Source organism: Bradyrhizobium erythrophlei, from assembly GCF_042430365.1.
Lineage (GTDB): Bacteria > Pseudomonadota > Alphaproteobacteria > Rhizobiales > Xanthobacteraceae > Bradyrhizobium > Bradyrhizobium erythrophlei.
The window spans coordinates 37,766-58,120 of the sequence record NZ_JBHMET010000013.1 but is presented as its reverse complement, the minus strand read 5'-3'; the positions used below and the strand labels follow the sequence as shown (position 1 = coordinate 58,120).

Annotated in this window: 16 protein-coding genes; 12 read left to right on the top strand and 4 right to left on the bottom strand. The window is 63.7% G+C overall.

Annotated features, from left to right (window positions below):
- Positions 1-271 precede the first annotated feature (271 nt).
- Positions 272-4,207, bottom strand: a complete 3,936-nt coding sequence (locus tag ACFFWD_RS01640; protein ID WP_376960766.1) for an AfsR/SARP family transcriptional regulator — start codon at positions 4,205-4,207, stop codon at positions 272-274.
- Positions 4,208-4,416: 209 nt separating this feature from the next.
- On the opposite strand from ACFFWD_RS01640, the gene ACFFWD_RS01635 reads away from it, so the two are divergent.
- Together ACFFWD_RS01635 and ACFFWD_RS01630 are read left to right on the top strand one after the other, a co-directional pair.
- Positions 4,417-4,704 carry a hypothetical protein gene (locus tag ACFFWD_RS01635; protein ID WP_376960764.1) on the top strand — a complete coding sequence of 96 codons (288 nt, stop codon included), beginning with the start codon at positions 4,417-4,419 and terminating at the stop codon, positions 4,702-4,704.
- A 22-nt stretch (positions 4,705-4,726) separates the two neighbouring features.
- On the top strand, positions 4,727-4,972 hold the full coding sequence (locus ACFFWD_RS01630) for a hypothetical protein (RefSeq protein ID WP_376960762.1): 246 nt from the start codon (positions 4,727-4,729) through the stop codon (positions 4,970-4,972).
- A 157-nt stretch (positions 4,973-5,129) separates the two neighbouring features.
- On the opposite strand, the gene ACFFWD_RS01625 is transcribed toward ACFFWD_RS01630, so the two are convergent.
- On the bottom strand, positions 5,130-5,501 hold the full coding sequence (locus ACFFWD_RS01625; protein WP_376960875.1) for a c-type cytochrome: 372 nt from the start codon (positions 5,499-5,501) through the stop codon (positions 5,130-5,132).
- A 696-nt stretch (positions 5,502-6,197) separates the two neighbouring features.
- Here ACFFWD_RS01625 and ACFFWD_RS01620 point away from each other — a divergent pair.
- Both ACFFWD_RS01620 and ACFFWD_RS01615 read left to right on the top strand, forming a co-directional pair.
- Complete coding sequence (locus ACFFWD_RS01620) at positions 6,198-6,353, top strand: SAM domain-containing protein (protein WP_376960760.1); 156 nt, start codon at positions 6,198-6,200, stop codon at positions 6,351-6,353.
- A gap of 155 nt (positions 6,354-6,508) precedes the next feature.
- The gene (locus ACFFWD_RS01615) at positions 6,509-9,436 is read left to right on the top strand and encodes an ATP-binding protein (RefSeq protein WP_376960758.1); all 2,928 of its coding nucleotides are present in this window, start codon (positions 6,509-6,511) and stop codon (positions 9,434-9,436) included.
- A 184-nt stretch (positions 9,437-9,620) separates the two neighbouring features.
- Here ACFFWD_RS01615 and ACFFWD_RS01610 read toward each other — a convergent pair whose 3' ends face one another.
- A complete protein-coding gene (locus ACFFWD_RS01610) occupies positions 9,621-9,833 on the bottom strand; it encodes a hypothetical protein (RefSeq protein ID WP_376960756.1) in 213 nt (70 codons plus the stop codon).
- Between the two features lie 114 nt (positions 9,834-9,947).
- Between ACFFWD_RS01610 and dinB the strand changes: the two genes are divergently transcribed.
- The 5 genes from dinB to ACFFWD_RS01585 all read left to right on the top strand — a co-directional run bounded on the left by dinB (position 9,948) and on the right by ACFFWD_RS01585 (position 15,242).
- Positions 9,948-11,195: a DNA polymerase IV gene (dinB, locus tag ACFFWD_RS01605; protein WP_376960754.1), complete on the top strand. Its 1,248-nt coding sequence runs from the start codon at positions 9,948-9,950 to the stop codon at positions 11,193-11,195.
- Between the two features lie 221 nt (positions 11,196-11,416).
- On the top strand, positions 11,417-12,205 hold the full coding sequence (locus tag ACFFWD_RS01600; protein WP_376960752.1) for an ATP-binding cassette domain-containing protein: 789 nt from the start codon (positions 11,417-11,419) through the stop codon (positions 12,203-12,205).
- Between the two features lie 58 nt (positions 12,206-12,263).
- Positions 12,264-13,001: an ATP-binding cassette domain-containing protein gene (locus ACFFWD_RS01595; RefSeq protein WP_376960750.1), complete on the top strand. Its 738-nt coding sequence runs from the start codon at positions 12,264-12,266 to the stop codon at positions 12,999-13,001.
- Positions 12,998-13,993 (top strand): ABC transporter permease, encoded by a 996-nt coding sequence (locus ACFFWD_RS01590; RefSeq protein WP_376960748.1) that lies wholly within the window; start codon positions 12,998-13,000, stop codon positions 13,991-13,993. The genes ACFFWD_RS01595 and ACFFWD_RS01590 overlap by 4 nt, the downstream gene beginning before the upstream one ends.
- Positions 13,994-14,090: 97 nt before the next feature.
- On the top strand, positions 14,091-15,242 hold the full coding sequence (locus ACFFWD_RS01585; protein WP_376960746.1) for a substrate-binding domain-containing protein: 1,152 nt from the start codon (positions 14,091-14,093) through the stop codon (positions 15,240-15,242).
- 101 nt (positions 15,243-15,343) lie between these two features.
- Here the strand turns inward: ACFFWD_RS01585 and ACFFWD_RS01580 are convergent, their stop codons facing one another.
- Complete coding sequence (locus ACFFWD_RS01580; RefSeq protein WP_376960744.1) at positions 15,344-16,138, bottom strand: DeoR/GlpR family DNA-binding transcription regulator; 795 nt, start codon at positions 16,136-16,138, stop codon at positions 15,344-15,346.
- A 365-nt stretch (positions 16,139-16,503) separates the two neighbouring features.
- On the opposite strand from ACFFWD_RS01580, the gene deoC reads away from it, so the two are divergent.
- The 3 genes from deoC (at position 16,504) to ACFFWD_RS01565 (ending at position 20,354) form a co-directional block, all read left to right on the top strand.
- Positions 16,504-17,421: a deoxyribose-phosphate aldolase gene (gene deoC / locus ACFFWD_RS01575; RefSeq protein WP_376960742.1), complete on the top strand. Its 918-nt coding sequence runs from the start codon at positions 16,504-16,506 to the stop codon at positions 17,419-17,421.
- Between the two features lie 8 nt (positions 17,422-17,429).
- On the top strand, positions 17,430-19,814 hold the full coding sequence (locus tag ACFFWD_RS01570) for an aldehyde dehydrogenase family protein (RefSeq protein ID WP_376960740.1): 2,385 nt from the start codon (positions 17,430-17,432) through the stop codon (positions 19,812-19,814).
- 81 nt (positions 19,815-19,895) lie between these two features.
- Positions 19,896-20,354 (top strand): RbsD/FucU family protein, encoded by a 459-nt coding sequence (locus ACFFWD_RS01565; RefSeq protein WP_376960738.1) that lies wholly within the window; start codon positions 19,896-19,898, stop codon positions 20,352-20,354.
- Position 20,355: the final 1 nt, after the last annotated feature.

Genomic DNA, 20,355 nt, shown 5'->3' with positions numbered 1-20,355 from the left:
CATGAACATAAGTGACGTTCAGCGACGTTTGCTGATCGTACCAAATTCGGCCTTCCAGGCTGAATACGGGGGTTCAATTCCCTTCACCCGCTCCACGATTTTCTACGCCACTCAACGATCCAGTGCGATTTGGCACCCTTTTGAACGCCGCGTCTCCTATCCGCCGACCTCCCTGAGACGCGGACTGTTCTCGACCACTGCCATATTCTTCCTTCTCATCTTCCGGAACTGGGCTGCGCAGCTAGCGCCAACGCCGGACGCCGCCGTGGGCTCAATCGGCGATCTGTTCCAACACTGTCCTTGCCTCTCGCAGAATCGGCGTGTCGAGCCCTTCTGTGAACCAGCTGTAGATCGGCGCGAGCAGATCGCGGGCTTCATCACGCTTGCCCTGGGCCAGCCACAAGCGTGCGAGAGAGGTAGCGGCGCGCAGTTGCAAAGTCCTCGCGTCCTGGTTCCGTGCAACCGCAAGGGCATGCTGAAAACAGAGTTCCGCTTCGGCCGGCCCTGTCTGCCGATGCGCAAGCAGCCACTCTCCTTTCAGGCGATGCAGTTCTGCCTCGAAGAAGCGTTCGTTCCTTCTTTCGGCAATGTCCAGCGCCTTGGTCAGCAGATCCATCGCCTCGTCGGGCTGATCCGCATGTTCGCAGCATGTGGCGAGCAGGCTGAGCCTCCAGGTCTCGCTGATCAAAGCGCCCGTTGCTTTCACATCGTCATGGCCCTTGCGGGCGAGCGCGAGTCCTTTCGCTGCCTCGCCGCGCGTCACAAGCAGGTGACCGCGCAATACTGTGCAATTTGCCAACCAATATGGAAATCCCTGCTGCGTGGCAATCGCGGCCGCTTCCTCCAGCACATCGCATGCAGCCTTCTCATCGCAGCGCAAAAGATGCAGGGCAGCCGCATGCCACAGCGCATAAGCCAGGCTGTGCGAGTGGCGCAAAGTTCTACCCCAGGACACCGCCTGCTCGGCCCGCGACAGTGCCTGGTCCTGGTGGCCAAGCCTGAAGAGAATGTGGGCCAACAAGCTGAGCGCAGTTACCTTGAGGTCAGCGAACATAGGGCTTGGAGTGAGCCGGTGCGTTTCGGAAGCATAGATGGCAAGCACACGCTCCAGATGACGCTTGGACGAGGCAAATTCTCCAGAAACATGCAGGGAAGCACCCATCATAAGATGACCACCCAGGGTTGCACGCGGGTCATCCTGTTTCTCGGAGAGGCGTAACAAATTCTCTGCGTCCTCCCGCGCTGCAATGTGCTCGCCTCGCGTGAAGTGAAACGCGCCTTGTCCGCGGAGCACGGATATAAGAGTGGCGGCGTCGCCAAGCTGGGCGCACAGTGCACGGGCACGCGCGTACGCTTGCCCCGCTTCCGGCGCTGCATAGCCTTTGGAGGCGGCCAGAGCCACACCCAGGGCCACCTGGAGTGGAAGTTCTTGCCGCCAGCGATCTCGCTCGTTCGGTTGGGCTGACAAAAGCTCCAACCCCTTCTGCAACTGCACAACCGCCTCGGTCATAGCCCCGCGTGCAATCGCTTGTTGGCCCGCCTTAAGCCAGTAGCGCACTGCCTTGTCGGCCAGGCCAGCCTCGGAACTATGCCGCGCCAACAGGTCGGGCTGGGTTTCCACGATTTCCGCAAATTGTCCCTCCAGGGTTGTGGTGATCCGGGCATGAATCTGTTGGCGCTGGCTGCGCAACAAGGCACCGTGGGCGGCATCCTGTACTAAGGCGTGTTTGAAGGTGTATTCCGCGTCGGGCGGGGATCCTCGCCGGAAGATCAGTTCGGCGTTCACCAGCTGTGCGAGAGCATCATCGATCTGTGGTTGCGGCATCTGTGCGACTGCGCTGATCAGCTCGTGAGAGAACGAACGACCAAGCGCGGCCGCGATCTGCACCACCTCGCGTGTTGCTGGCAAACGATCAAGTCGTGCGAGGAGCGAAGCTTGCAGTGTAGACGGGATTGACGGCAGGACTGCCGGCCTGGTCAGTGCGTGGCGATCGCTGGCGTCCAACAGGAGGCCGCTCTCCACCACGCTCTTGGTTAGCTCTTCGATGAAGAGCGGCACGCCGTCGGTGCGATCGATGATGTGATCCACAATCTCTCGGGGCAGTGCCTTGCCGCCGGTCACCCCCGCGATCATCTCGGCACGCTGGGCGGGCGGCAGGCGATTGAGCGTGAGCAAGGTCACTTGCGGGCGGCCAATCCACGGGGGCGCGAACTCCCGCCGAAAGGTAATGATCAGAAGGACCGGCAGGGAAGGCACGTGATCGACGATCAGGTCGAGCAACTCCAGCGAGGTGGGGTCGATCCAATGGACATCTTCGAACACCACGAGCACAGGTTCGTCCGCGGCCATCCCCTCGAACTGCGCCAACAGTGCCCGAAGCGTCTTCTCCTTGCGCTTCTGGGGAGTGAGGTCAAGGGGCGGATAACGGTCGCCGGTCGGCACAGACAGCAGATTCGTGATCAGCGGGACAGGCTCGGTGATGTCGTCGGCCGCGCGGGCAAGCATCGCCGTAAGCTTGTCCAGCCGCTGCTCATCCGTGTCGTCGCGCCGGAATCCTGCCGCCCTTTGTATCTGGCTGATGATCGGATAAAGCGTGCTGTCTTGATGGTGAGGCGAGCAGAAATGAGGCAAGTGGGTGTGGGGCTCCTCCTGAAGCCGCTCGTGCAGCTCCACCGTCAGCCGCGACTTGCCGATTCCGGGCTCGCCCGACAGCAGCACCACGCGCCCGTCTCCGTTCGCCGCCTGTCGCCACCGGCGCAGCAATAGGTCCAGTTCTTCGTCACGGCCGATCAGCGGCGTAGTGGGCGCGCGCAATGCTTCGAAACGGCTGTCGACGCCGCTCGTCCCCAGCACCCGCCATGCCGGAACTGGCTCGGAGAATCCATTGAGCGCGATCTGCCCAAGGTGGTCGCAGTCGAACAGGTTGCCGACGAGCCGGCGGGTGCTCGCCGCTATCGCAACAGAGTTGGGCTCAGCGATCCTTTCCAGGGCCCCCGCGAGTTGCACAGCTCCGCCGATGATCACCTGCTGTTCCGCGCCATTGCCGAGGAGACCGCCGACCACGACCGGACCGGTGGCGATGCCTGTGCGCAACTGAAGGGAGCCGGCGCTACCGCCATCGAGCCTGGAGACCGCATCGACCAAGGTCAGACCGGCGCGAACCGCGCGTTCGATGTCGTGCTCGTGTGCTTGCGGATGGCCGAAATAAGCGAGCATCTCGGTCCCGGAGAGCCTGCTCACCATGCCGCCGGATCGAGAGATGATCGGCATGCAGCAGCGCTGATAGGCAGCGATCAGTGCCTGCAGTTCCTCCGGATCGAGTTGGGCCGCGAGCGCGCTCGTGCCGACAAGATCACAGGCAAGCACCGTGACCTGCCGGCGCTCCGGCGAACGCGGCTTTGCCGGCGGCTCAATCTCGACGTCGTCGAGCGACTTCGCCGCAGCATCCCCGTCTGAGGTCGTGCCTCGCTCCTGGTTCCATTGACGAAGGATCTCGCGGCGCAATGCTTTGGTGGTCGCATCCGGATCAATGCCCAACTCCTTTGCGAGAAGATCGGCGCAGGTGCGATACTGGCGAAGCGCCGCGCCGTGTCTGCCCTGTCGGCAATAAAGCTCCATGAGAGTGCGGTGGACACGCTCTTGCAGAGGGTCCGCCGCCAGCAGCCCCGCTGCAGTACGAATGCCGGGTTCGACCGCGCCCTTGGACAAATGATGATCCAACAGATTGGTCATCGCCTGCAGCGCCAGTTCGCGGAATCGCTCACGTTCCGCCGTCACCCAGCTCTCGAACTCGGGTGCGCGGACCTGGAAGCCCTCGAGAAGTTCGCCGCCATAGAGGGCGATGGCCTGCTCCAGATGTTCGGCTCCTTCTTGCGCAACCAGATCACCGAAGAGGATGGCATCGGTGGTCAACGCCGTCGGCTCAAAGGTGATTGTGTCCTCGTGAGCGACCAAAGCGCGTGGGTCGACGCGCGACAGCGCCTTGCGCACAAGGCTCAACGCCTGTCGCAGGCTGTCGCGCGCCTGCACTTCGCTATGGTCGCCCCACAGCAGAGCCGCAAGTTTCAGGCGCGCCTGAGCCTGGCCCGGGTGCAGCGCCAGATAAGCCAAGAGCGCCCAGGCCTTCCTGGTCGACAACGGGACCGGCTCTCCGGGATCCGTCTGGAGCCGGAGACCGCCAAGCAGCGCGAGATTGACCTTCGCCATGTCGGTCGCACTTGGGCTTGAGCGCGCAAGAAAAAGCGCCCCGGGGCCAAGGATTTTGCGAATCTATCACGCTTCGACCCACGGGTCGATTGCGGCACGACGGTAGGTTCTTCGGAAGCGACATGGTCGCCTGCGGACTGCATGTGAACAGGCACACATCGGGCGCCGGCGAACTGAACTAAGGCCTCTATTTTAAGGAAGGGATTTCCATGAAGAAAATATTCTTGGTGGCCGCTGTTGCGGCAGTGACGGTAGTGGGCTCCTGGGCGGGGGCTGCAGAGCTGCCAAGCTTTGAATTGAAAGGCTTTCCGATCACGCGACATCAGGTTGCGGTGATGGGAGCGGAAGGCGTTCAGGAACAGTCGGCGACCCCAACGCTTACGTACGGCGGGATGCCGGCGTCTCCGCATCAGATCGCCGTCTTGACACCGCGGCGCAGCATGACGGCGAAGGGGGCGGCCGTGAAGCCGGTGACTGTTGGCCTCGCGGCTGAATGAGAGGCGAGATTGGGGGGTGGGGGTGCTGACAGCATTGGTGCTCATTTGCTCGGCTGCGGTCGCAGCCGATGCGGGCGACTGCACGCGCAGCAACGCCAACACGGTGATGCGCGTGCCGGCCGAATTCGGAAATCCGGCGACGTGCTTCATGCATGCGCAGGCCTATCTGGCGGGGAGCTCGATTGGACGGGACCTCGATGCCGACGAGCGGGTCAGGATTATCTGCGTGCCACGTGAAAGCGTCATCGCCGCCACGCCGGGTCAATGAGCGAGAAGTCTCTCTGGCCGCGAGGTCATGCGCGTCGAATCAGCCCGATTCGCCTTCAGCGCCGCGCCTCGATTGGTTGGCGCTGCGCTTATAATCCGGCGCGCAAGCTGAGGTCTATGCCGCTCCTTGAAATCGCCGCGCCAGCTCGAAGCGATGATTATTGTTCTTTCTCGAGTGATCGTAAGAAAAGAAGCAGTTTCGCTCTGGTGTCGGCCGATGCCAGTCCCCCATACGGCCTCATGCTATTGCCAGGCACCGTCTCATCCGGGTTCGCGATGAAGCGATCAAGCATTGCCTCGTCCCAAACAAACCCCGCGCCCTTCATGGCGCTCGAATAGCCGTAGTTTGATACCGCGCCTGCTTTCCTTCCGACGATGTTGTGCAGGTGAGGCCCGAGTCTATTATCGCCCTCCCTTGTCGTGTGACAGGTTCGGCAGGAGCTGTTGAACACCCGTCCCCCCAATTCGACGTCTGCGCGTCGGTTGATCGACTCCTGAGATGTGGCAGAGGACGATAGAAGGATGGACACAATGCCGGTTAACGCTGCAAGCCAACGAGGCCGAGCCTCGCGCTTCACTTTTGCGACCGGCGGTCCATCAGTCGCTATTTCGCTGAGCGACACAATCAATTTACACCGCCTCACTCAATTGCCGTCTGCTAGCAGGCTTGACCCGCCTCAGGTGAGCGACGATTGGGCATAGAGCCCGGATCTTTCTTATGCCTGCGGATCTCCTGTATCGGATCGAGGCAATTTACGTCCTCCAATGTGAGAGCCAAGCGGAATAGTGCGGTACTTGGAGCCGAACAGCCGTTGTCGGCTCCTGGCCCCTTAGGAAATCTAAGAGCCTCATCTGAGGCCTCAAGACCACTAGCGTGGTGCGACCACGAACCGGCCAAAGGCTGGATCTCGAACGTCTCCAGCTAAGCGATCAACAACGGTTCATCGAGCCCAACTGCGTCCAATACAACGTCCAACAAAGCGTCCAACACAAAAAACCGGCTGCGCGTCTAAGCCTATGATATGCAGTCGAAAATCCGATCGGATAAATTCGAATCGGCGCGCTTCACCCGCTCCACGATTTTCTACGCCACTCCACGATTTTGTGCGATTTGGCACGCTTTTGAACGCTGCCAAAGGCGCGACCTTTATATGGTCCGAAATCTCCTCCCCAAGTTCAACAAATGTGCCAATCTGCTTTCTTAAGACAGCTGGGGGGCCAACTGCATGAGCGATCTTCGCGACTGGTTGCGTGGCAACAATCTGGAGCAATACGCCGACGCGTTTGAGGCGAACGACATTGACCTGGATATTCTGCCCGACCTCGATGGCCGCGACCTCGAGCAACTAGGTTTGTCCCTGGGCAATCGCCGCCGGCTTTGAAGGCGATCGCGGCGCGTAATACCGAGGTGGCCCGAATTTCCTCCTTCGACGAGGCTTCCTCGTTCGACAAATCTGCTTCAGCCGCATCGCTCCCGTCCGCTGAAAAATCGTCTGCCGCGGAGAGATCCGGTTCTGTCGATGCCGAGCGGCGGCAAGTGACTGTGATGTTCGCCGATATGGTTGGCTCAACGGCGCTGTCGGCGAAGTTCGATCCGGAGCTGCTCGGCGGCCTGATTCGGCGATACCAGGACGCGGTGGCCGGTGCGATCGGGCGTTACGGTGGTTTCGTCGCCAAGTTCATGGGCAACGGTGTGCTGGCCTATTTCGGTTTCCCACGCGCCTTCGAGGATGCGGCGGAACACGCCGTTCACGCAGCGATTGGAATTCTGTCGGAAGTCGGCGCAATCGAAATGCCCGACGGCACGCGCGTGCAGGTGCGGATCGGCATCGCCACCGGTCTCGTCGTGGTCGGCGAAATCATCGGCACCGGCTCGGCGCAGGAGCGGACCATCGTCGGTGAAACCCCCAACCTCGCCGCGCGTCTACAGGCGCTGGCCGGGGCGGATTGCATCCTCGTCAGCGAGTCGACCCAAAAATTGTTGGGCGGCCTTTTCGAGCTCACCCACACCGGCGAGCACGAGTTGAAGGGCTTTGCCCGCCCGGTGCCGGCCTGGCGGGTGTGCGGCGAAGCCTCGGTCGAAAGCCGTTTTGCCGCGATCCGCGCCGGAGGCCTGCCGCTGATCGGCCGGGCCCATGAAATGGGCTTGATGCGCGAACGCTGGCATCTGGCGCGGCAAGGCGAAGGCCAGATATTGACTGTGACCGGCGAAGCCGGCATCGGCAAATCGCGCGTGATCGAGGCGCTGCAGCAAGAGCTTGCAGCCGAAGCTCATGCGCGCATCAATCTGCAATGCTCTCCCTATCACAGCGACAGCGCGCTCTACCCGGTGATCCAGTATCTCAACCGCGCCGCCGGCCTTGCGCCTGCCGATCCACCGGATGTGCGCACCGAGAAACTCCGCGCCCTTCTTGGCGCGCGGCACATCGCCGATCCGGCTGCGCTGCCGCTGTTGGCCGAGCTGTTGTCGATCCCGCTGACTGAGGCGGCTCCGGCCGCGTCGCCGGCGCAGCGCAAGGCCGCGACGCTCGCGCTGATCGTCGAGATCATGACGCGGACCAGCGACAGCGATCCGGTGCTGATCGTGCTGGAAGACGCACATTGGATCGATGCGACCACGCTCGAAATGATGACGCGATTGGCCGACAGCATCACCCGCGCGCGGCTCCTTGTCGTGGTGTCGGCGCGCCCGGATTTCACGCCGTCGTGGCTGTCAAGGTCACACGCCACGCTGATTACGCTTGGACGCCTCGGCCGTCCCGAATGCATGCAGGTGGTCGCGAGCGTCGCTGCCGCGCATGGACTGGCGGCGGACACGATCGCCTCGATCATCGCCAAGACCGATGGCGTGCCGCTGTTCGTCGAAGAGCTGACCCGAAGTGTGATGGAATCGGCGGGCGAGGATTCGGTGCCGGCGACGCTGAAGGACTCGCTGATGGCCCGCCTCGACCGTCTCGGCGGCGCGCGCGAGGGGGCCCAAATTGCCGCGGTGATCGGCCGGCAATTCGCCTTTGCCTTGCTGGAAGCGGTTGCCGGCAAGGAAAACGACGAACTGGAGGACATGCTGGCAAAGCTGGTTGCCGCGGGAATTGTGTTTCCCGAGGCGCGTGGCTTCGAACGGAGTTTCAACTTCAAGCACGCACTGGTACGTGACGCCGCCTATGAAAGCCTGTTGCTGATGCGCAGCCGAGAATGGCACGCGCGCGTCGGTCTTGCGCTCGAGCAGCGCTTTGGCGACATCGCCGCGAAGGAACCGGAGCTGCTGGCCTATCATTTTGGCAAAGCGGGGCAGCTCTCTCTCGCTTGCGATTACCGCATGCGCGCCGGCAACCAGGCCGTGAGCCGCTCGACCTATGTGGAGGCGATCGCGCATTTCACGGCGGGTCTCAAGCTCGCCGAAACCATGCCGCCCCAAGACGGCCTGCGCCGGCAACTGGAGTTCTGGCTCAAACTCGGTGCGGCGTCGGTCGTCACGCACGGCCTGCAAAGCGTCGAGGCCGAAACAGCCTACACCAAGGCCGGCGAGATCGGTGAGCAGCTCGGCGACGGCCCTGCTTCCTTCCAGGCCAAATGGGGCCTCTGGATCAACGCCAACCTAAGGCGCAAAACAGCCCTGGCGCGCGACCGCGCCGGCGAACTGGTGTCACTCGCGCAACGGTCAGGCGATCGCGAGTTGTTGCTCGAAGCCTACCATTGCCAGCTTTCAACGGCATATTTTCGCGGCGACGTCGGCGGCGCGCTGGAGGGCTGCCAGCACGTTATCGCGCTTTACGACATGATGCAGCATCGTCATCTCGCGCACGCCTTTGGTGGCCACGATCCCGCCGTCTGCGCCCATATCCAGTGCGGCAACTCATGGCGGCTATCGGGCGACGAACAACAGGCAAGGCCGCATTTCTCGCAAGGCATTGCGCTGGCAGAAATGCTCGATCACCCGAATAGTCTCGCGCACGGGCTGCACAACGTCGGTATCGGCTATCAGCTCGGAGGAGAGCGCGAAGCGACCTACGCGGCGGCGCATCGCGCGGCCGCGCTTGCCGACAAGTTCGGCCTGCCGCCATGGCGCGCCAGCAGTCTGATCCTGGTCGGGTGGGCCACCGCAAGCGGCGCAGCCGCTGCAGACGCCGTGCGGCTGATCGATGCCGAGATCGCCAATGCCACCGCGGCCGGTCCGCTGCCGCAATATTATCTCGGCCTCGCAGCCGAAGTTCTGCTTGCCGCGGGGCGGCCTGCGGACGCGCTCCGTCATCTCGACCGCGCGATCGCGGGTATCGACGAGGCCGGCATCGGCATCTACCTGCCCGAGATCTATCGCTTGCGCGGCGCGTGCCTGCTGGCGCTCGACCGTGGCAACAAGACTGAGGCACGATCAGCCTTCGCAACCGCTGCCGGTATCGCTAAGCGTCAGGGGGCGGTCATTTTCGAGCGTCGCGCGGAGGCATCCTTGTCCGAGTTTGCGATATAGGGACCACCGGATAGCGGCTGGAGCCATGCCTGAGATGTCCGATCATGGCCCAAGGCGCAGCGTCCGATGAAACGTCCAACAAAACGTCCAACACGAAAATCAGCTATTTCTCTAGGCTGCTGATATTCCGACGGAAATTCGATCGGAAAATTTGAATCGGCGCGCTTCACCCGCTCCAGTGTTTTCAGGTGCCCGGTTCACTCCGACCAATTCGGCCGCGAGCGGATCTCTTCGCGGTCGCTGCGCTTGTGTCCCTCAATTCCGCTTCCAGAAGTCCCTTGGCGACGATCAGCGCGCGGACGGCTGCACGAACGTCGCCATCGCAGGCCGCGATCACCTGGTCGGCGGCTGCATCCAGCGGATCAGATCCTGATAGCGTCCTTGAAGCGGCCGACATGCTCGAAATCCCGGTTGACCGGCCCACACTATGTTCCTATTTTGTTCTCATGTCAATCGCGCCGTCCGGGGACGGCGGCAGGTTTCGGCCAAGTGCCACGGGCGAACGGTCGGGATGGCAACAGCAGCAACCATCCTTCATGCAGACCTGGATGCATTTTATGCCTCGGTGGAGCAACTGCTCGACCCTTCGCTACGCGGCAAACCTATCGCCGTCGGGGGCGGGGTCGTGCTTGCTGCGTCCTACGAAGCAAAGGCGTTCGGCGTTCATGGCGGCATGCCGGGACGGCGGGCACACGAGCTGTGTCCGCAACTGATTTTCGTCGACGGCCATTTCAAGGACTACCAACGGCTGGGCGACGCTGCGATCAAGGTGATCGGCGATTTCACTCCGCTCGTCGAGCGGATTTCCATCGATGAGGCCTTTGCCGACGTTGCCGGTTGCACGCATCTGTTCGGCACACCGGCCGAAATTGCTACGGCCATCCGCCGGCGCGTGCGCGCCGAGCTTGGCCTTCCGATCTCCGTGGGAGTCGCACGCACCAAGCATCTGGCGAAGATCGCCTCGCAGGTGGCCAAGCCCGACGGGCTCGTGGTCGTCGACCCCGATACCGAGCTCGAATTCCTGCACCAACTGAACGTCGAGCTGATGTGGGGCGTGGGGCCGGTCACGAAGGCGCGGCTGGCCGAGATCGGCGTCCTGACCATCGGCCAGTTGGCTAGGACGTCAGGGCGATCGCTCGAGCGGCTGCTCGGCCCGGCGGCCGGAGACAAACTCGCCGCGCTGGCGTGGAATCGCGATCCGCGGCAACTCAGGCCGCACCACCGGGCCCGCTCGGCAGGTGCGCAGTCTGCGCTCGGCAGGAAGCCTGCCGTCGAACGCGTCATTCGTCCGACGCTGCTTCATCTCGCCGACCGTGTCGCCACGCGGCTGCGGGCGAAATCAAGGCCCGGCCGAACCGTGACGGTTCGTGTTCGCTTCGCAGATCTGCACGCGGTCACGCGTTCTGTCACGCTCGACGCGCCGATCTCCGCTACCTTGATCCTTGCCAGGCTTGCCGAGCAACTGGTGCGCGCGATCCTTGCAGATCATCCGCATGAAAAAACGATCTCGTTGCTCGCGATCTCCGTGTCGCATCTCGAGGAGCATTGGGACCTGGCGCTGGAGCTACCGCTCGGACTTGAAGATGAGGTCCGCCGCCCCGGCAGCAGGCAAGGCATGGCGCGTTGGGCGGCAGACTGCGCCGTCGACAAGATCCGCGATCGCTTCGGATGGGACGCGATCGGCTATGGGTCGGCAGCCCTGGGGCTGTCCCGTTCGGTGCCCGACGCGTTTCGCTCGCTCGCGGAAAAGGAGCTGTAGCCGCAACAGTCCGCGGTTGCGCAATCCCGCGAGAGCCGCGGTCTCCCGTCGCGGACCGCTCCCGCTCTACGCCTGTCGTCACTCATGTCAGATGCCGGCCCGGCGCGCTTGGCCGCCGGCCATTGACACCTGACCGGTTGTGATAGAAAAATAACACATAAAGTGACAAAAATATCAGTCGTGTTACGATGCTATCACGGCGAGGGGAGGGCGAGGGTCGCATGTTTCGACCGCAGCCAAATGCAGAAGCGGCGGAGATCCGGCCAGAGCGGCCGCTGGTCAGGGTCGAGGGCGTCGCGAAGAGCTTTGGCGGTGTGCGCGCCTTGCGTGGCGTGAGCCTGGAGGTACGGCCCGGAGAGGTTCACGCGCTGCTGGGCGAGAACGGCGCCGGCAAATCCACTCTCATCAAGATCCTCAGCGGCGTGCACGCCTGCGACAGTGGCACGATCGAGATCGCCGGCCAGCCCGTTGCCTTCGACGGCCCGGCGCAATCGCGCGCGGCCGGCGTCGCGGTTGTCTACCAGGATCTGAGCCTGGTCGAATCCTTGAGCGTCGGCGCCAATATGATGCTCGGCCGCGAGCCGCTCACGCGCTTTGGCTTTCTCAGAAAGCAGAAGCTGATGACGGAGGCCGGAGCGTTCCTGAAACGGCACGGTATTCAACTCGATCCGCGCGCCATCGTCGGCTCGCTGCCTTTCGCCTACCGGCAGATGACCGAGATCTCGAAGGCGCTGATCGGCGATGCCCGCGTGCTGATCCTCGATGAGCCGACCTCGTCGCTGACCAGCGACGAGGTGCAGGTGCTGTTCGATGCGATCGCCAGGGTGACGAGCCGCGGCGTCGGCGTGATCTATGTGACCCACCGGCTGGACGAGGTGTTCCAGATCTCGCAGCGGGTGACGGTGTTTCGCGATGGCGCCAATGTCGGCACCTTTGTCACCACGGAAACCGACATGAAGCGTCTGGTCGCCGCGATTGTGGGGCCACGCGGACCAATCCGCAGCGCCTGAGCCTGTGGCGCCGGCACCCCGCGCCGGGAGGCCGGCGCCTGCGATCTCGCTCTCCCGGGTGTCCAACGACCGGCTCTCCGGCGTGGACCTCACCGTCTCCAGGGGCGAAATCCACGGCCTCGCCGGATTGATCGGCAGCGGGCGCACGGAAATCCTGGAGACCATTTTCGGCCTTCGCCGCGTCGAGAGTGGAGAAATCGCGATCGACGGTCAGGCGCGGTCGCTGCGGACGCCGACCGAGGCGATCGAGCAGGGCATCGCGCTTGTGCCCGAAGATCGCCACCTGCAGGGACTGATCCTCGAGCACTCGATCGAGCGCAACGTCGCGCTGGCGCAGCTTCGCCGGTTCTCGCGTTGGGGCTGGACGCAGCAGCGCGCAACGGTCAAGGACGCCGGCGCCGCCATTCGCAAGCTCGCCGTCAAGGCGCCGGGCCCCTCCAGCCTGGTCAAGACCCTGTCGGGCGGCAACCAGCAGAAGGTCGTCTTCGCAAAATGGAGCAATCCGCCGCCGCGCGTGCTGCTGCTCGATGAGCCGACCGTCGGCGTCGATGTCGGCGCGCGCGAGGAAATCTACAGCGTGATCCGAAGCGCGGCCGCCGCCGGCGCCGGCGTGCTCGTCGTCTCCTCCGACCTCGCCGAACTGCTTTTGCTTTGCGACCGGATCTCCCTGGTGGTCGAAGGCCGTATCGTCACGACGCTGTCGCGTGGCGCGATCGTCAATGCCGAGGAGCTCCATCACCTGCTTCAGCTAACCCAGGCTGCGGACCAGCGTCCGCCATACGAGTTGTCAGCATGATCGACCTCATCGCATCCCGGATCACCGCGCTGTCGACGCCTGCGCCGAACCGCCTGCAGAAGCTGTTGCAGACGCTGCTGCGCGGTGAGCGGCCCTACATGCTCTACATCGCCTTCGTCGTGCTTCTGATCGTCTTCAGCCTGAGTTCGCCGTGGTTCCTGTCGGTCGATAACTTCATGAATATCGGCCGGCAGACGACGCTGGTGTCGATCGTCGCCGTTGGCATGACGTTCATCATCATCGCCCGCCAGATCGACCTGTCGGTCGCCTCGACGCTGGCGCTGTCAGGCATGGCGGCAGCGCTCGCGATGGCCAATATCCACAATCACTGGATCGTGGGCGCGGGCGCCGGGCTCGGCACCGGGGCGCTGGTCGGGCTCCTCAACGGCATCCTGACCACGCAGCTGGCGATCCCCTCGTTTCTCGTGACGCTCGGCACGCTGAGCATGGCGCGCGGCCTTGCGATGATGGTCACCAACACCAAGCCGGTGATCATCACCAACGAGACTTACTTTGCCATTTTCGGAGAAGGCTCCTTCCTCGGCGTGCCGGCACCGATTGCCTGGACGCTGGCGTCGACGATCGTCGGCATTCTGCTCTTGCACTACAATATCTTCGGACGGCGCATCTATGCGGTCGGCGGCAACCCGACCGCGGCGCTCTATTCGGGCATCCGCACCAGGCAGGTGACGACACTCGCCTTCGTGCTGACGGGCATGCTTGCCGGACTTGCGGCGCTGGTGCTCTCGGCGCGGTCGCATGCGGCGCGGCCCGACGTAGTCCAGGGCATGGAGCTCGACGTCATTGCGTCGGTGATCCTCGGCGGCTGCAGCCTGTTCGGCGGTCGCGGCTTTATCCTGGGGACGCTGCTCGGCAGCCTGATCATCGGCACGCTCAACAATGGCCTGGTCCTGCTCGGTGTCAGCTCGCCGATGCAACTCGTCATCAAGGGCGCGATCATCATTGCCGCCGTCGCCTTCACCAAACGCTAGCCGCAATCCGACGCCGCACGAGCTTGCGTGCGGCGGCCACGGGGCAAGGTCGCCGACCCCGGTGAACTGGCGATCAAGAGGAAGACGGGAGGAAACAATGAAACTTAGCTCGCGACGACGGCCCGTGCTGACGGCATCGATTTTGGCGGCAGCGGTCTCCATCGCCACCTCGGCGGCCGCGGAAGTGCCCGCGACCTGCGTCAAGGGTGTTGATCTCGCAACGCTCGGACCGAAATCGATCATCGGTCAGGGGCCACATGGCGAGAAGGCCGCATCGCCCGATGCGCTCGCGCTCTCGGACGCCGACGCCGCGAAAGTGAAGGCCGGTCATTTCAAGGTCGGCATTTCCATGCAGACGGTCAACCTCGACTGGTCGCAGCTGCAGATCCAGGGCATCACCGACACGCTGAAGAAATACGGCGTGACCGTCACCGGGGTGGCGTCCGCCGAGTACCAGGTGGACAAGCAGATCGCCGACATCGAGAACACGATCCAGCAGCACCCGGACGGCATCATCTCGATCCCGGTGGATTTCACCGCGACCGTGCCGACCTACAAGAAGATCGCCAAGGCCGGCATTAAGCTGGTGCTGATGGACAGCATCCCGACGGGTCTGAAGCATCCCGAGGAATATGCATCGATGGTGTCCGCGGACAGTCAGGGCAACGGCCAGATCGCGGCACAAATCCTTGCGTCCTGCATCCCGCAGGGCGGCACCATCGGCCTGGTCAACTTTGGTGTCGATTACTTCAGCACCAACGAACGCACCAAGGGCGTCCGGGAGTGGATGGCGAAGAACCGGCCGGACATCAAGATGAAGCAGGTCGACTTCACCGATCCGCCGAAGGTCTCGCAGATCGCCGGCGATTTCCTGACCGGCAATCCTGACGTCACAGCATTGTTCGCGGTGTGGGACCAGCCGGCGCTCGACACGCTGAGCTCGATGCGCGCGCAGGGCATCGATATTCCCGTGACGACCGTCGATCTCGGCCTGCAGTCGGCGATCGAGATCGCGAAGGGCGGTCCCCTGAAGGCGACCGGCTCGCAGCGTCCCTATGATCAGGGCGTCGCGGAGGCCATGGCCATGATGAACGCGCTGATCGGGAAGGCGACGCCGGCCTGGATCGGCGTGCAGTCGCTGCCGGTGGTGCAGTCGAACGTGCTGGAATCCTACCAGACCGTGTTCAAGAAGGAGCCGCCGGCCGGACTCGTCGACGCTTGCAACAAGGCGAAGCCGGCGTGTAACTGATCGGGATCAGCATGCGCGATCCGCTCTCGCGGGTCGCGCAGCGCCCTATCGGCTGGGGCGGGCGAACTCCACACAGGGATCGCCGGCCGCGGCTCAGCGGATCAATCGACCTTTCGTGCGTATTCGACCGGAAGGCTCTTGAACAGCTTGCGCATCTCGCTGGAGACGGAGCCGCCGATGATGATCCGCGAGAAGGCGTCGAGATTGGCAAAGAAGGCGGGCTTGAGGCTGCCGAGCTTGCTGGCGTCGGCCACCAGGATGCATTCCATCGCGGTCTCGATCACGGCCTGCTTGATGGCGATCTCGTGGAAGTTGGAACAGCTCGCGCCGCGCGTAGGATGCACGCCGCCCGCAGAGATGAAGGCCTTGTTGATGCCGAGCTTCCGCAGATAGGAAAGTCCCTCCTCGGAGGAGAAGGACTGCGATGAGGGGTGATAAAGCCCGCCCATCAGCATGACCTGCGTCGCCGGCCGCCGGGTGACGATCGCCGCGATGTTCATTGAATAGCAGATCACCGAGAGCGGCAGATCTTCCGGCAGGCAGTCCGCGAGCGACTGCATCGTGGTTCCGCAGTCGATGAAGATCGTGTCGCCGGCCGTGATCGACGCGGCCGCGGACCGGCAGGCAAGCCGCTTGTCCTGCGTGTGCTGGTCGATCTCCTGCTCAAAGGCATATTTGATTCCGCTCGGCGAGGTCGCGTTCACGACATAGCCGCCGAGCAGCGCAAGCGCGGTCTCGGTCCCGGCGAGGTCGCGCCGCACCGTCATTTCCGACACGTTCAGGAGTTCGGCGGCTTCCCTCAGATGCAGCGCGCCGCCGGTTTCCACGGCGCGCCGCAGCCTCAACAGGCGCTGCGCGCGTGTCTCGCTCGGGCGTGCACTCGATAGTTCAGCCATTTTTTGCACCGACCCTCGTTATCTATCCGGTTGACAGCGATCTTACAATAGTGTGATTTCCGAAACGGCAAATGTTAGAATCGTAACATGAGGCCTCGGCGCCGTTTATGCAATCCGTGACGATCGGTTGGTTCGATTCAACGTCAACGGATGGCAAACGCCTCGAACCGGGTCCGGGAGGAGCAAGTGTTGCAATCGAGACAGGCACTGTACGTGGCCGCGCGATCGATTCGCTAGGACGGGTGTGACGTTTGATGTCGCAGAGTGCATTGATACCGAACCCGGCCACAGCATCGTTTCGCTCTCCTGAACCGCGGAGCGCGCATGCGGGATCCTTCCCACGCAACGAAGGTTGCGAGCTGGAAATGGATTGGGTCGACGATATCCGCATCAATCTCTCCGCGGCCGAGCGCCGCGTTTCGAGCCTGTCCGGCCGGCGCACGGTGAAGAACGATGCGCAGGCGGCCTGGCTCCTGAAGGCCGTCGCATGCATCGACCTGACCACGCTGAACGGTGACGACACCGCCGGGCGGGTGAAGCGCCTGTGCGCCAAGGCGAGGGCGCCGGTGCGGGCCGACATTCTCGCGGCGCTCGGATTTGCCGACCGCGTCGTGCACACCGGCGCCGTCTGCGTCTATCACCGCTTCGTCGCTACCGCAGTCGAGGCGCTCGAAGGATCCGGCATTCCGGTTGCGGCCGTCTCGACCGGCTTCCCGGCGGGTCTCGTGCCCCATGACCTCAAGCTCAGGGAGATCGACGCCTCGGTGCAGGACGGTGCGAGCGAAATCGATATCGTAATCACCCGTGAGCACGTGTTGAAGCGCGACTGGCAGGCCCTTTACCAGGAGGTGAAGGAGTTTCGCGCAGCCTGTGGTGACGCGCATCTCAAGACGATCCTGGCCACCGGCGATCTCAAGACGCTGCGCAACGTTGCCAAGGCGTCGATGGTCTGCATGATGGCGGGCGCGGACTTCATCAAGACGTCCACCGGCAAGGAAGGCGTCAATGCGACGCTGCCGGTGACGCTCGTCATGCTGCGGATGATCCGTGCCTATCAGGAGCGCACCGGTTACAAGATAGGCTTCAAGCCCGCCGGCGGAATCTCGACGGCGAAGGACGTGCTCAACTACCAGTTCCTGATGAAAGAAGAGCTCGGGCGCGACTGGCTGGAGCCAACTCTGTTCCGCATCGGCGCGTCGAGTCTGCTCGCTGACATCGAACGCCAGCTCGAGCATCACGTCACCGGCCGCTATTCGGCCTTCAACCGTCACCCCGTGGGATGAAGCCGGATATGAGCGTCGCACATTATTACGAGACCATGGACTATGGTCCCGCGCCCGAGGCGGACGGCGAGGCGCGCGCCTGGCTGAAGAAGCACGGTGCGGTGTTCGGCCATTTCATCGGCGGAGAGTTTGTCGCGCCGAACGGCGGGAAGCACCTCACCACGATCGAACCCGCCAACGGCAATACGCTGGCCAGGATCGCGCAGGGATCCGCAGCCGACGTGGAGGCGGCGGTCGGCGCCGCACGCGAGGCGCAACCGCTCTGGGCGCAGCTTGGCGGCCATGGTCGCGCGCGCCATCTCTACGCGATGGCGCGGATGCTGCAGCGGCATTCCAGGCTGTTCGCGGTGCTGGAAGCCATCGACAACGGCAAGCCGTTGCGGGAAACGCGTGATCTCGATGTGCCGCTCGCCGCGCGCCACTTCCTGCATCACGCCGGCTGGGCCCAGCTGCAGGAACGGGAGCTCGCCGATCAGGTGCCGCTCGGCGTCGTCGGCCAGATCATCCCCTGGAATTTCCCGTTGCTGATGCTGGCGTGGAAGATCGCGCCGGCGCTCGCGATGGGCAACACGGTGGTGCTGAAGCCCGCAGAGTTCACCTCGCTCACGGCGCTGCTGTTCGCCGAACTTGCCGCGCAAGCGGCGCTGCCGCCCGGCGTGCTCAACGTCGTCACCGGCGACGGTACGACGGGGGCGTCGCTGGTGGATCACCCCGGCGTCGACAAGATCGCATTCACCGGATCGACCGAGGTGGGCCGCCTGATCCGGCAGGCGACCGCAGGCTCTGGCAAGTCGCTGACGCTCGAGCTCGGCGGCAAGTCGCCCTTCATCGTCTTCGACGATGCCGACATCGACGGCGCAATCGAAGGCGTGGTCGACGCCATCTGGTTTAACCAGGGCCAGGTCTGCTGCGCGGGTTCGCGCCTGCTGGTGCAGGAGGGGATCGCCGAGACGTTCCGCAAGCGCCTGATCCGTCGGATGGAAACGCTGCGCGTCGGCTCGCCGCTCGACAAGGCGATCGACATGGGTGCGGTGGTGGCCCCGGTGCAACTCGAACGGATCAAATCGCTGGTCGAGACCGGGGTGAACGAGGGCGCCGAGAAATATCAGGCCGCTGCCGCGCTGCCGCAGCAGGGATGCTTCTATCCGCCGACGCTGCTCTGGAATGTGCAGCCGTCCTCGACGGTTGCCATCGAAGAGATCTTCGGTCCGGTGCTGGTCGCGATGACGTTCCGGACCCCGGATGAGGCTGTCATGCTCGCCAACAACACCCGCTACGGCCTTGCCGCCAGCGTGTGGAGCGAGACGATCGGGCTTGCGCTCGACATCGCGCCGAAGCTGCTCGCCGGCGTGGTCTGGATCAACGCCACCAATTTGTTCGATGCCGGCGTCGGCTTTGGCGGCTATCGCGAATCCGGCTTTGGCCGTGAGGGCGGCCGCGAAGGCATCTACGAATATCTGAAGCCAAAGGCCTGGAGCCAGCGCAAGCCGCGGGCTGAAGCGCCGGTGCCGTCAGGCACGACCGCGGGCGCCGGCTTCGAGATTCCGCCGATCGATCGGACGGCGAAGCTCTTCATCGGCGGCAAGCAGGCCCGGCCCGACGGCAATTACGCCCGTACCGTGCTCTCGCCGAAGGGCAAGCAGCTCGGCGAGGTCGGCGAAGGCAATCGCAAGGACATCCGCAACGCGGTTGCCGCCGCGCGCGCCGCGGAAGCATGGCCGAAATCGACAGCGCATAATCGCGCCCAAATCCTCTATTATCTTGCCGAAAACCTTTCGACGCGCCGCGACGAGTTGGGGACGCGCATCGCCGCCATGACCGGACTGCCGAACGCCAAGGCTAAAGCGGAGGTCGACGCGAGCGTTGAGCGGCTGTTCAGCTATGGCGCCTGGGCCGACAAGTATGAAGGCGCCGTCCATATGCCGCCGCTGCGCGGTGTCGCGCTCGCCATGCATGAGCCGATCGGCGTCGTCGGGGTGGCCTGCCCCGACGAGGCGCCGTTGCTTGGCTTCATCAGCCTGGTCGCGCCGCTGATTGCGGTGGGCAATCGGGTCGTCGTCATCCCGAGCGAGCGCCATCCGCTCGCTGCGACCGATTTCTACCAGGTGCTGGAGACGTCTGACGTGCCCGCGGGTGTCGTCAACATTGTCACCGGCAACCGCAACGGTCTCGTCAAAGTCCTCGCCGAACACGACGATATCGATGCGCTCTGGGTGTTCGGCTCGAAGGAAGCCTCGGCAGCCGCCGAGCGGCTGTCCGTCGGCAATCTCAAGCGCACGCTGGTCGACCATGGGTTCGCGCTCGACTGGAACGAGCGCGCTGCCAGCGAGGGCCCGATCCTGCTTCGCCATGCGGTGCAGGTGAAGAACATCTGGATTCCCTATGGAGACTAGAGAGTGCGCCTCGCGGTGACACGAGCTGCAGATCCGGGTCAGCAGAGCCCGGACAAATGTCGGGGGACGAAGGGAGGGAAAATGCTGAAGACGATCGATCCATTGCTCAATGCCGACGTGCTGTACGCCCTGCAGGCCATGGGGCACGGCGATCGGCTGGTCATCTGCGACACCAATTTTCCGGCTGATTCGATCGCGCGCCAGACCGTCCTTGGCCGGCTGCTTCGCATCGACAATGTCAGCGCGGCAAGAGCGGTCGACGCCGTGCTCTCGGTGCTACCGCTCGACACCTTCGTCGAGGATGCGGCGATCCGCATGGAAATCGTCGGACAACCGCAGGAAGTGCCGCCGGTCCAGCGCGAGGTGCAGGCCGCGATCGACCGCGCCGAAGGGAAATCATGGCCGCTCGTCGGCGTTGAGCGTCACGCCTTCTATGAGAAGGCGAGGGGCGCCTATTGCGTGATCGCGACCGGCGAACGCCGCTTCTACGGCTGCTTCCTGTTCACGAAGGGCGTCATTCCGCCGGATGGAGGACAGTGAC